The 13565-nt window shown below is 47.3% G+C and carries 8 protein-coding genes; 7 read left to right on the top strand and 1 reads right to left on the bottom strand.

Going from position 1 to position 13565, the window contains the following annotated elements:
- The first annotated feature begins 10 nt into the window (after positions 1-10).
- Genes ACX4JR_RS02660 through ACX4JR_RS02650 form a run of 3 tightly spaced genes read left to right on the top strand, consistent with a single transcriptional unit; the run spans position 11 to position 5534 of the window.
- Positions 11-1546 carry a hypothetical protein gene (locus tag ACX4JR_RS02660; RefSeq protein WP_476059512.1) on the top strand — a complete coding sequence of 512 codons (1536 nt, stop codon included), beginning with the start codon at positions 11-13 and terminating at the stop codon, positions 1544-1546.
- 15 nt (positions 1547-1561) lie between these two features.
- Positions 1562-5257, top strand: a complete 3696-nt coding sequence (locus tag ACX4JR_RS02655; RefSeq protein WP_476059511.1) for a LamG-like jellyroll fold domain-containing protein — start codon at positions 1562-1564, stop codon at positions 5255-5257.
- On the top strand, positions 5244-5534 hold the full coding sequence (locus ACX4JR_RS02650; protein WP_476059510.1) for a hypothetical protein: 291 nt from the start codon (positions 5244-5246) through the stop codon (positions 5532-5534). The genes ACX4JR_RS02655 and ACX4JR_RS02650 overlap by 14 nt, the downstream gene beginning before the upstream one ends.
- Positions 5535-5639: 105 nt before the next feature.
- Here ACX4JR_RS02650 and ACX4JR_RS02645 read toward each other — a convergent pair whose 3' ends face one another.
- Complete coding sequence (locus ACX4JR_RS02645) at positions 5640-6578, bottom strand: stalk domain-containing protein (protein WP_476059509.1); 939 nt, start codon at positions 6576-6578, stop codon at positions 5640-5642.
- Between the two features lie 108 nt (positions 6579-6686).
- On the opposite strand from ACX4JR_RS02645, the gene ACX4JR_RS02640 reads away from it, so the two are divergent.
- The 4 genes from ACX4JR_RS02640 to ACX4JR_RS02625 are packed head-to-tail and all read left to right on the top strand — an operon-like array spanning position 6687 to position 13557.
- Positions 6687-8219 (top strand): hypothetical protein, encoded by a 1533-nt coding sequence (locus ACX4JR_RS02640; RefSeq protein WP_476059508.1) that lies wholly within the window; start codon positions 6687-6689, stop codon positions 8217-8219.
- Between the two features lie 11 nt (positions 8220-8230).
- Entirely contained in the window at positions 8231-8914 is a 684-nt protein-coding gene (locus tag ACX4JR_RS02635; protein WP_476059507.1) for a hypothetical protein, read from the top strand.
- Positions 8902-10563: a hypothetical protein gene (locus ACX4JR_RS02630; RefSeq protein ID WP_476059506.1), complete on the top strand. Its 1662-nt coding sequence runs from the start codon at positions 8902-8904 to the stop codon at positions 10561-10563. Before ACX4JR_RS02635 ends, ACX4JR_RS02630 begins: the two co-directional genes overlap by 13 nt.
- Positions 10564-13557, top strand: a complete 2994-nt coding sequence (locus ACX4JR_RS02625) for a hypothetical protein (protein WP_476059505.1) — start codon at positions 10564-10566, stop codon at positions 13555-13557.
- The last annotated feature ends 8 nt before the right edge of the window (positions 13558-13565 follow it).

The raw sequence follows: 13565 nt of genomic DNA, 5'->3' as shown, positions 1-13565 counted from the left end.
CTGATATGCGTTGCCTGAACTGCATATTCGTGATTTTTCGGAAGGCATGGTTGACGCCGTGGATGACAATCTCTTGCCTGACAACGCAGCTAAGGATTGCCAAAATTTCATTAGCCGGACCGTCGGCAGGCTCAAGAAACGCCCTGGGCAGTCTAGGCTGAACCTTAGCCCGTTGAATGGCACCGTTCACGGGTTGTATGCGTATTACAACGACGGAGACAGAAAGCTGGTAATTGCACACGGCGGAACAGTTAGTTATTGGGACTTTGTCAATCAAACAACTGTTGACTTAAAAACGGGCCTTGATACGTCAAGGCCCGTTTTGTTTGAGACTTGTGTTAATTACATGGTAGCGTTTAATGGTGTTGATTCCCCATGGAAGTGGGATGGGGCAACAGTATCAAGCCTTCAAAACGCGCCAACGGATGGGCAGTTCCCAATACTACACAAAGAAAAACTGTTCGTAGTACCTGCCAGTACGCCGTCAACGCTTAGATGGTCTGATAGCTTTGATCCGGAATCGTGGCCCGAAGTTAATTATTGGGACATCAAGAAAGGCGACGGCGATAAGATTACCAACTTAAAAAGGTTTCTTGGTGGGCTAGTGATTTTCAAAAGGAGATCAATACACGTTTTAAGTGGTACCAGCCTGGACGACTTTAAGCTCGAAGAAATAGATTCTCGAGTTGGTTGCGTAGGCCCTCTCGCTGCTACGGTGTACGGTACGTATTTGTACTTCGTTTCCGATGAGGGAATAATGGTCTTTAACGGGCTGAGGGCGACTAACTTAACGGAAGAACGTATACCCAAACTCTGGAAGAATATTAACAAAGAAAACCTGCATAAAGCAGCCGTCAGTGTTTGGGATGGGCTGGTGTGGTTTGCGCTTCCGGAGGGTACGTCCAGTTATAACAACCTTGTTTTGATTTATGACCCGCCAGTGGGCGGTGCTACGAACGGGAAATTCTGGCCCTGGAGAGGTATAAACGCTTCCTGTTTTCAACTGTTTGATGACGGTACGAGCTTGAAATTCTACTCCGGTGGATCAACGGAAGGGTATGTTAATGAGCAGTATTCTGGCACTGACGACTTTGGGACACCAATAGTGGCATACTGGATAGGTAAGTCTTATGACGTAGGTGTGCCGGAAAAAGAAAAGAAAGCACGCCGTGCATTTGTCGAAGATTCACCAGAAACTACCGACGTCGAGCTTGTATGGGACGACGTAGCAACCGCTCAGGACGAAACATATCCCATGGATGACGCAACTTCATGGAATGAATCCTATAACGGGTACAGGTTGATTGACTATTTATTCGGTGTTCCGAGAGATTTTACGAATTTGTTCGTTGCTTTTGACTATGGTGAGTACGAAATGCTTCCTCTCAGGGCCTTGGATAACAGGGTGAGGCAGTTTGAGTTTCCGCTAGGAAAGTGGTGGAGATACCTTTCTCCCAAACTGGTACACGATTCACTGGGGCCGTGCGAAGTCAGGGGCCTTTTAATTCCGTGTAAGATTAGAAAACGTCCCAAGATAAACATCTAAAGGTTGGTGACTTGTATGGCTAGGGAGCAGGACATTATTCGCTTACCATACAGAGTTTTCGATTATACTGACCTCGAAGCCATGGCTATTGCTATTCAGAGGAATTTTTCTGAGGTTGAGAGATACCTTTCTCTTTTACAAGGTTACGTCAAGCAGGCCACTGGCGGGGCTGTAAGAGACCTGCCGGCCAGAGCTGATATTTGGAATAGGGCCAGTAATATTAATAGTGACGGTTCCATTGATACCAGCAAGTTAACTGATAAGCTGGTAGGTTTAGAGCATGAGTTGCAGCTGGCAAATGAAGCAGTTACTGAGGCTAAAGTTGCAGTAGGTGCAATTAAGACGCCTCACTTGGGCGATGGTGCTGTTACAGGTATAAAGATAGCTGCCGGTGAGATAACGGAAGCCAAAATGAACTGGCAAACGCATTTACTTGCTGGCGGCACTGTGTCTGACAACACGCCAAACGCTGGTTATATTTCGTGGAGTAACGTAAGTATTGTTTACCAGGGAACCACTTATACTGTTGCCGACGGCAACACCAACATGAAATATATTTGGTGGGATTATGACTATCCAAACGTTTTGCAGACCTCGAATAACTTCCCTGACTTGACTGACGATGATGTACTTGTTTTCTTCAACAAAAACGGCACTCATATAACTGTCCCTAAAGCCACTATTATAGACGGAGGTTTAATTGTCCCTGGGAGCATTCTTGCCGATGCCATTGCAGCCAATGCTATTACTGGTTATCACATATCTGCCGGATCAATTGGCGCTGATGAGATAGCTGCCGATGCGGTTGTGGCTGAGAAGATAGCCGCCGGTTCAATTGCCACAGAGCATATAAGTGCGGATGGAATTGTAGCTGACGTTCTCAAAGGCGGACAACTTTTAACAAAACTTGTGGAAGTAGTTGGATTGAATGGATTAGTGAAATTAGTTGATGATGGTTTACATATTTATGATGAAAACTTAGACTTAAAAGGTCACTTAGGTTGGTACGAGAAACTGGGAGAACAAACAGCCACGTTTTCTCGGAATAGCATTGCTTATAAACAAGACGGTACGCAGGTTGCTGAAAACCAGCCTAGGTTTGAAAATACTATTCAGCCTGAATGGGGACATTGTTGGGAACCAGCAGGTTATCAAGGTGTTCCGGGTGGTTGGGGATACAGTGGTGGATTTGCTTGGGATACTAATTATGATAATCCTAATTACGTTGGCCGTTCTATTGCAGTAAGATTTCCTTTTCCCATTAAGTTAAATAAGTTTGTTACTACAGATAATAATACTGATTCAAGAATAAGTGCTAATGACATAAGAGTGCATTATTCGCTGACTGGAGAAGCCGGCACGTGGGTTGAAGTACAAAATGTAACCAAAACTTATGATACTGATACTGGTGTAGGTAGGTGGACATTGGTATGGGATCCACCAGTTGCGGCAAAGTATTGGAAATTTTCATGTGATGCACCTGATGGTAATTGGACTTGGTTTGTAGGACCCTATAGTGATGATTTGAATAAAGATAATCCAAGTCTTGTCTTTGGTCAGGCGGTGATGGTGGAGGAGGGGACCACGAATCTTTGTAGTAATCCGTCCTTTGAAGATGGTACAACAACAGGATGGCTTATACGTGATGCTACTGGCGGTTCCCACACGGTAGATTCTATAGGTTATCACGGAAGTAAATCGCTGAAGATAAATGTTGCCACTAGCGGAGACCAACACGCATATATTAGTTATAATTTTGGGGAAGATGTAACTGGAAGAACCTTTACTGTCTCTGCGTATGTCAAGACAGATAATGTGAGCGGTGGCGTAAGATTGGCGATTTACTGGAGAGACTCTTCTGGAGCATGGATTTGGGCTAATATAGCAACGTCACAAACGTTGTATGGCACAAATGGTTGGACTCGCCTTACTGCAACTGCTACAGCACCGTCGGGGGCTTATTCTGTAACACTTATTATAGGTACGGTAACAGAAAATGGCGTAGGAGCGTACTGGATTGATGCTTGCCAAATTGAAGAGAGACCCTACGCCACCTCCTTCATCGATGGCACCCGCTCTTCCGAAACCCTGACCATCCCCACGGCGGGGGTGCTGAACCCGCAGGGGGGGACGGTGGAGTGTTGGGTGTATGTGCCCCAGGAGCTTCTGAATAGAACAGACACGGCTTATTTGAGGATACTTCATATCCCAAAATCCGATGGGGGAAACGGAATAATCCTTTTCTATAGACCATTTGTACCAGATTGGCGGTTCCAAACCTTTGATGATGCAGGGACTGCGACAAGTGTGTCTATATCCGACCCTAATACACTTACGGCAGGGTGGCATTTTTTTGCAGTTAAATGGGAAAGCACCGAAGCAAAACTGACTATAGATGGTCAATATACAGGAGTTATAACTAATCCTAATCTACCATCCGGATTTGCGGCAAATGCTTATGTAGGTAGCACAAGTGTTCCGAACCAATACCTCAACACTTTATACGACGACCTCCGCATCTCCAGCCGTGCTAGGACGGATGCGGAGATAGCGGATGCGTATAGTTCTGGCCAGCCTTTGCCAGTGGATGAATATACAACTTACAAACTCAACTTCGATGGTCACCTACAACCGACTGTTCGTAAGTTTGGTTTATACCTTAAAGAAGGTGAAATTTCAGCACAAGTATTTATAGCTGGCAACGATGCCGGGAATTTGGAAACTAAGACCGGTGCCCAGGCCAAAGCTGATACTGCGGAAAGTAATGCTAAGAGTTACGCCGACACCCAGGTGAGCAATCATAATACTCAAGAAAGCCCACACAACTTACCATCATACTGCAAAATGCAGTCGGACGGGTTAAAGGTATTTGACAGTAATAATAATCTCCGTTGTCACATGGGACAATATGTAACTGGGAAGTATGGAATTAAAATCATTAATGGAGAAATATATGGTTCCACAATCAAGGTAGGCGAAGAAGCAGATACAGAAAAATATATTATTTTATCCAATGCTGACGGTTATGGGAGTATTAAATTAGTTGGTCTTGATGGAGAAACAGTTCTTTATATGAACGCCGCCGCTAGTCAAGGTAAGATTCTTTTTAAAATGGACGGCGAACATAAAGGAATGATAACAATTAATGGAGCTAGTACCCGTGATTTTTGGATTTCATCAGGAGGTTATGATAGTACCAACAGACCCGGTATTAACTTAGATTCCGAGAATGGCGAAAATATAGAAATGGGACCATGTAGCAGTATAAACCAAGACGGAATTTACATTGAACCTAGAGATGGGCCTTGCGTAATCGAGGGTGACTTCGACGTAACAGGTTCTAAAAATGCTATAACCGAAACCGAAAATTTTGGACTTAGGAGGTTATCAGCTAGAGAATCACCAGAAAATAGATATGTTGATGAAGGACTAGCGAAATTAGTTGATGGAATTTGTATGGTAAATATTGACCCCATATTTGTTGAATGTATAGAACCTCATACAGTAGACACACCTTGGCTTATTCAATTAACGCCATATAGTGATATAGACCTCTATGTATCAGAGATTGGTATGGATTATTTTGTAGTGAAAGCCAAGACTTCCAGTAATCAACTAAATGGTCAGTTTACTTGGCGATTATCAGCAATAAGGAAAGGATACGCTAATATTAGATTGCCAGAGGTGATTATGTACGATGAGAGCCAGTAGACTAGGAATATTTAAGAGGGCGAGAATGGGACAAAATTTAGCCGGACAAAACGTTGTAATAGTGGATAAAAGAGATGAAATTCACCCTGTAGATCTCGATAAAGAAATCAAAAACACTGAAGCAGCTATCAAAAATATTGATCACAATATAAAAGGATTGCAAAAAAGAAAAGAAAATCTAACTCAAAAACTTCAAATGTTGATGGAAATGAGAAGGCGATCAGGTAGTTACGAAACAGGTAAGGTTAGGCCGATGGGTGAAATACAGGTAAAATAGTTTTATGGTAAGATTATCTTTGCCGCCCAAGTAAGGTGGTAATTTTATTTCAGTTGAAGAAATAAAGTCTATCTATTCTAGCTAAATTAGAAGTAAAAGCAGGGCCTACTGGCCCTGCTCCTGAACCGACTTCGAGGGAATCTTTATGACTGTTTCTTTGGTTTCCGTATTATATTTAACCTCAGCTCCAAAGGGTTTCGCCACCCACCGGGCCGGGAGAAATGTTCTACCATTCTTTATAAATGGGGCAACATCCATTTTTGTAGGCTCGTTGTTAACCAACAGTATTTCAGATCCAATATGCATTTCAGCGGTAGTTTCACCGATGATGATAGTTACGCCTTTTGTTTCACTATTCCATAGAACGTCTTTTTCTGTAGCTCCAAGGGCGTAAGCAAGATAACGTATCGGGACAAAGGTTCTTTCATTTTGAATGATAGGCTCTACGTCCATTGTTTTTACCTCGGTGTTTGTTTCATTGCTTATGGTATATGCTGGAGTATTCGGGGTGAATACAGTTACTATAAATGACGTCATGGGCTTCTTGGTCATTTTTTCCGGGGAATATTTGCCCGTCCAGGAACCCGAGTCATCGTCCCAATGAACAGCTATATGACCCAGACAATCAGGAAGACCCGAAATGATAGCATACATTGCTTCATGTTTATATTTGCCGTAAGTGTATGCGTGTACTGTGTTCCCATCTCGCGAAACCGATAATGCCAGTTCCGTTTCAGGACGGTATTGATTGGTTAACTCAAAAATAAAGCTAGTGATTTTATTCGTTGCAGAAGCGTTTTCTTGAGGTTGAACGGAAAAGTGGTTAATTGTTAATTTCTCATTTTCTCCAATGTACGTATAGCTCGTAACCGATCCGGAAGAAACATAAACCAGGTCAATAATACTGTGATCTATGAGTGCGTTGCTTTCTTTGCCGCTGGTTTCAAGTTCATTAAGGACATCAGAGGGGAATAAAGCTAGTGCTGGGCTTGGCCCGACAAGCAAAAATATAATAACTAACAGCAATGCAAGTTTTTTCTTCATACAAAAACCTCCTTTGACCAATTTAGTTATATTTTACTAAGCAAGAGGTGAAGGTGTAAAGGAGAGAGCAAGGACGTAGAAATAAAGCTGGCGAAGGGAGTGTTGTAAATGGGTTTTTGGGACAAGTATGGCGGCAAATCAGCCTACATCGCCAGCCAGAGAAAACGGTACGAGCAGGCCATAAAATCCGGAGATAAAGATTTGCAGCGCAGGCTGGAAGCAGACGCCAAGAGGGTAGGGTACAGCTTGAGCAGTGGGAGTTCGTCCAGGTCAACAAGCACATCTTCGCGAAGTAGCTCGAGTTCGAGAAGCAGTTCAAGTTCGCGAAGCAGCTCGTCCTATTGGGATAGATACGGCGGCAAGTCGGCTTACATCGCCAGCCAGCAGGAAAGGTACAGGAAAGCAGTGGAAAAGGGAGACACCGATTTGATTAACAGGCTGAAAGCCGACGCTGCCAGGGTGGGTTACAGCCTGCCCACTATAAAACCGCAAACGCCGCAAACACCTCAAGTACAACAACAACCGGCAGCACCACAAGTATCCTGGCAACCGCAAGCACCTCAGCAGCAGTACGTACAGCAACCGCAAATACAGCCGCAGCAGACACCTCAATGGGCGCAGTCAATTATGGACAGGTTAGACCAGCTAACAAAGCAACCGCAGATTTCTTACGAGGACATTTACGAGCGTTACCTTAACTCTCTGCCGGAAATAACTGCGCCGTCGGACGCAGAGATAAACGAAATGGCAGGGCGTTACGCCGCGCTACAGATTGATCCGCAACTTCGAGCTATTGAGCGGCGCATGGCGGAGCTGGACACCGAAAGACAAAACCGGCTGAGGGCAATTGAAGCGGCTTATGCCGGTTACGAGCCAAGGTTGAGGGAAGCCGCAGAACGTGCTCGCCAGGAGGCACTGGAAAGCGCCATTGCACGCGGGGCTGGTCGCTCCGGTGTGGTAGACTGGCAGAACGCCAGAATAACCGATAAGCTACAGGAACTCCTGGCCGAGAACGAAGCGGAACGGGCCGCTGATCTGGCAGCCGTTGAGAACGCTTACAATACGGAACTCGCTAACCTGAAGGCTCAACAACAAGAGCTGGCGGAAAGACGCGGTGAACTACAACAGCAGTTTGCTGACGAGCTGCGCCGGGAGTACCTGTCCAGAGCGCTACAGAGACAGAACCTTGCCAGCCAGCTAGCGACTATGGAAATGCAGGCTCATTTAGGTGTTCTGCCATACACGTCCATGCCGCTGTCTGACGTGCAAAGACTGATTCTCGACTGGACCAGGACAATGGGGCAGTCGCCTGGCATACCCGAAACAGGTACTGGCGCTTTGGCGACTACACCTGGCAACACAGCAACGTCATTGACACTGCCATGGAAACAGTCATTTAACCTGCCGTCTGGTGTCCCCTCTGGTTGGGTACCGGTACGGCAGGCATTTGAAATTCCTGGCTTAACTCGGGTTGAATGGACACCATCCGGCACAACTGTAACGGATGTCCACGGGAACGTTCTCGGCACGTTTGCCCCAGGCTCCTATCAGGTAGTTGGAGGCGTAATGTACACGAATCCTGAGTGGACACAATCACTAAAGCGAAGAATAGAAGAACTGCTACGCAGTTGGTATAGCTAGGGGGTGCGCATGTGATGGCTGGGACACTAAATGACCTCGTTCAGTACATCCGCAAGAAACAGAGAGAGTCACTTTATGTACCCTTCCCGCGCGGTACTCCCACGCTAGAAAAACAAAGACTTGAGCTTGAACGCCCGCTTCGTGAAGCAGAGGTCAGGCAGACTGTGGCAAGTATTACCGGCTACGACCCTGAGACAAACAAACCTACCTTCGTGCGCGAGCAGTATGAGTGGAAAAAACCCTGGCAAGAAAAATTATGGCGGTACGAATTGAACAGGCCGTATTTTGCGCCACAAAGCGGTAGTGGTGGTTCTTTAGGAGGTTTTTCCGAAAGGGATTTAATCCTGAATAATGCACTGGCAGAAGAGCAAAAAGCATTCGACTCTATAGTAGCAAATAGAGACCCATCTCAAGAAAAAGACCGTCAATATGTTGCTAATAGGATCGCTGGACGAAAAGCGTGGATAAACAGTTTGTCGGGGTTTACTCCAGAAGAAAAGAAGTTGTTAACTAACGCGCTAGACGCTGGCTACAGAGCGTGGGTTGGTAGTACAAATCAACAGCAGAGAAGCGCTTCTACATCAGGAGGCAGCATACTCTCCCGAATAATCAATTTCTTTGCACCAGGTAAACAGGAACGTAAAACACGTACAACTGACGATTATCATCAGGAGCTCCTTCAATGGCTACATTAGCACGGGTGGTGATTGACGTGTCCCGTCCCCTACTCAGCGTACAGGACATTCCCATAATCGGGGATATAGTACGTATATTTCAACGTGACAAAGAGGCGGAAAAAGCGTATAAAAAACTTTTAAATAACGAAGAACTTACGCCACGTGATATAGGGTTGGTGTTGTACTACGGTGTCAAGAAACGTGGCAAATCGGTGGAAAGCATACCGGAAAACTTGAAGCCTTACTTGAAGCTGGTAAATACATCACCAAGCCTACTCGGTGGCATGTGGGAAGATTTTGGTCGTAAGGCAGTAAAATCTGCCACGTTCGGTATCTTCGACAAACTCTTTGAACAACCCGAACTTGTTCCAGAAAAGTCTACAACCACCAGCGTTGCCGGTACCGTGGCCGGTGCACTTGGCACAGCAGCACCCCTTAGAGCACTGGCAGGTACCGGCAGCTTATTTTCCAGGGTTGTAAGGATGGGAGCTACCGGTGGCGTTGCTGGAGCGGTTAAAGGAGCAATAGAAGGCGAAGACATAGGGAAAAGTGCACTCAGGGAAGCACTTCTATTCGGAGCCGGGGAAGCGGCTACAGGCCCGTTGGAAGCTCTACTGAAGAAAATCGGTATGCTGTCAAAGGCACGCATGGAAACACCTCCAGCAGTTGATACAACACCTACCGGAAGACGGCCGAGCGACGTTAAAGGTAGCGGGCAACTTATAGAGGGCTTTAATATTGGTAGGACAGTTGGCCAAGCGCTTGAAAACACCGCTGTCAGGGAGCAACAACAGCAACTCGCGGCACAACGACAGCGACTTGTAGACGTACTTAACAAGGTACTGGAAAAACGTATCAATGACATTGATTATACCACTGGACAGTACAGGTACGTATCCCCCAAGGTGCCAGAGCCACCCATAGATGTAACTCCTGAAGGGGTGGCAATACCGGCGAAACGCTTGTCCGGAATACGTGAGACCATGCCACGCAGTACAGCCAGTGGCAAAGACGTTTCCGGACTATTACCGCCGGTCAGAGAGCCGATAGCGTTGCCGGAATCCACCGGCATACCGAAACGAGAACTCAATGAGCTAGCAGAGCTGAAACGTGACGCAGCACTGCGCCTGCACGAAGCCATGATTAACGACATTCGCTCGGAAGCCCAGGCAATGTGGGAGGCCGCAGGTAAGCCTCCCGGCCAGCTGGAAGAATTCGTGCGCCGTGCTGCTGAGAAAAAAGGTTACGACTACGACAGGATATTAGCCGAAATAAGCAAACCGCTGGAAGAACACGCCAAAGAACTTGAAGAAATAATCAGACTGGGCTCGTCTGCAGGAATTGCACCGGAGACCGACATTACGAAAATACTTTCCAGCGTTGTTGACAGGGGATACAGAACTGCAACACCGCCTGTTGAGGAACCTGCAATTGAAGTTGCCACTGGATTTAAACCACGCTCTATGAAGCTGGAAGAGCTGATCAGGCGCATCCTTGAGTTTGGTGTCAAGAGACCTTACCTCGGTAGGGGTATCGAGCTGGGAAGGCCGGATATAGGAGGTCCACCGAGAAGGGTGTTGGTCCCGGCAGCTGAGCGTGCAGCCAGGAAACGCCGGACAACTATCGAGGTGCCTAAAGGGACGAGGAGAAGAAAGAAGGTGAGGTAGTTGGCTACCGCAATGGACCGGTTGGAAAGGAAACTTAAACGCCTGGGTAATTTGTATCCTTTTTCTACGAGTAAAAGCAGTGAGGAACCGGATTACCTTGAGCAGTTGAATAAGGAAATTGCCAACTACGAAACCAGGCTGCGAATGTCCGGCGAAGAAGTACCGCCACCGAAAGAGGAAAAGAATGTGCTTCTTACCGCGCTGGATATTCTCGACCGCCCCAGGAACGCGGTAGCAAATGCCATCCAGGACGTTATAGACAATGAGAACAGTTTTTTACAGGGTTTTCTGGAAGGTCTTTCTGGTAAGGAGAAAGTATATGGCGGAGATTACATTGAGCGTGCCGGTATTAAAAATCCAGTTGCGAGGGCTGTACTGGGCTTCGCACTGGACGTAGCAATGGACCCGCTTACCTACACCGGCATCAAGCCGGCAAAGGAAATTGCCAGGCGGGTTGGGATGGCAGTAGGCAATACCGCTGTAAAGGAAGGACTTTCTTCTCTGGGTCAGTACCTGCGTATAACTCCAGTGGCGCAAAAGATTGCAGATGCCATCGGCCCGAAATTCAGCAACCGCTACGTCCGCTACAGCACTACCAGCGGTCCGGAAGAACGTAAAGAGATACGAGAATTAATTGAAGATATACACAGAAGTACACGCGAAATATATGGCCACCAGGTAAGTGCGGCAGAGGAAATTTGGAAGAAGTTTAAAGACATTCCGGAAGAAGCACGCAAGCTGGCGTCACACGCGGTTGAAGAGCCTATAAGGTCAGCAGAGCGCATAATTAAGGAAGGCCCGCAGGCATTAGAAGAACACCTGCGCGGTATCTACGGCGATACGCTGGACGAAACACTTGCCCCGCTGGAAGAGCGTTACGCCAGGGAAATGGCATCCAAAGTCAAAGGAGGCCCCGGCAAAAAAGCGTTTAAGGGTGACATCGAAGAAATACTCGTACAACTCGGAGAGAAGCAATACAACAGAATTACCAGCGAAGCACGTGAAAAAGCAATGAAGCAACTGGCACGTGCCAGCGGTGCGCTGGACGTTATAGGTGCTGAGAACATTGCTAAAAGAGCCGCTGAAGCTGGCGTAAACCTGGAAGACGTGGAGAAAGCTGCCCAATTAGCAAAAGAGACCTTTGCACGCAGTGCACGCGAAGACATAGCCGCCGGGCTGGAATTTTCACCTATACCGAACTACGTTTACCACTTGTACAAAGATGACCCTAAGAAAATCAAGCAAGCACTGACTGAGTGGCGCAGTGCACAAGCGGTTAAACGTGCCAGAATGTCCAGGAAAGGCAGCTTCCAGTACGAGCGTACTATTCCCACCATAGAAGAAGCCAAAAAACTGGGGCTGCACCCAATTGAGGACGTTGCTGTGCTGACGGCTGTACGCGAAATGGAAGGTATCAAGGCACGCGCTACCAAACAACTGTTTAACAAACTCAGCGAATTGGGTAAGCCTTTCGTTATGACGGCAGAAGAACACAAAAAAGCATTGCGTGAAGCCGCAGAAGCTGGAGACCGCGAAGCTGTCCAGCGTCTAATGGAATGGAAACAGGTACCGTCTGCACACTTCCCGCAGGACAAACTGGTACACCCGGAAGTAGCTCAGGCACTAGAAAGAGCAATGGACGTTTTTGTAACCACTGGAGGAACAAAAGAGCTTTTGGATACATGGAACAAAGTACAAAACATCTGGAAAGCTACGGTCACGTCAATCGTACCGACTTTCCACATCCGCAATATGTTCGGTAACTTCTTCAACAACTACCTGGCAGGTGTCACCAACCCGGCGCACTACGCCGCTGCAATGCGTATCCTGGAGGGGTCTGACGCGCCTTTCCGTCTCGGCGACAAAGTGATGACAGGCCAGCAGATTTACAGGGAATTCATAGACCAGGGCCTGGTAGGATTCGGTTTCTTCCGTGGTGAGTCCAAATCTGGTATGCTGGACATCATGGAAGACGTCATGCGCGGGTGGCAAAAGCCAACCGGACTAGCAAAAGCAGTGGCCACCGCACAGCCGCTCAAGCACCCGTTCAAGTATGGTCGTGCTGTTGGTGACTTCCTGGAAACCTGGGCAAAGCTGGCACACTACATTGCCAAGCGTGCAAAAGGGCTAAGTCCTTTGGAAGCAACGGCCAGCGTTCGGAAGTATCTATTTGACTACGGAGACATTACTCCGCTGGAAAAGACACTACGAACATTTGTTCCCTTTTACACGTTCACTAGGAAAAATATTCCATTACAACTAGAAACGCTGATAAAAGACCCTGCCAAAATAACTAAAGTCGTTCACCTGCTAGACGAAGCCAGGGAAGCGTCCGGAATAGACGACACTCCAGAGTGGATTAAGGAAGACCTGGCGATCCCAATTGGTACCGATGATAAGGGGTACCACCAATACCTGCGTATGGACTTCCCCGTATCCCAACTGGCATTCTTGGGCACTGGTGGACACAAAGAACTGCTGAATATGATTTCGCCACTCATACGTGTACCGTTTGAAGTAGCAACCGGTAGGAAAGTAAGCGGCGGTGAAATATCTCCCTATGAAGGGGCACGCGGCAGGTACTACCTGCCGTTTTTACCTGGTCAAAGACCGGGAGAGCCGTACCAGTTGCCAGCATGGGTAGACTACGCCGTTCAGCAGACCGGTGGCACAGGCAGGGAAATTATGGAGATACTCACTTCGCTAGCGGGTATGTCCACCGGCAGTACCGGTGAAGAGCCTTCGTTAGCACGCCGTGTATCAGACGTAATGATAACCAGGGAAGAAGCACCCCCGCCGGAAGTCAGGGGCAAGGTACCTCCCACTGTACGTCAATTACCACTCATAGGTTCATTCTGGTACCGCTACGACCCGCGCCGCCAGGCAATGCTCGACGCTATCCGGCGCAGGAGACAGTTACAGGAATACCTCCGCTACCTGAGAGATGTAGAAGGCAAAGAGATACCTACGCTACGCGAACTGGGGGTGATATGAGCGGTTAG

This window comes from Desulfofundulus sp. JL263-se, from assembly GCF_056316025.1.
The sequence above is the reverse complement of the archived record's forward strand: the minus strand, read 5'-3'. Positions and strand labels throughout refer to the sequence as shown.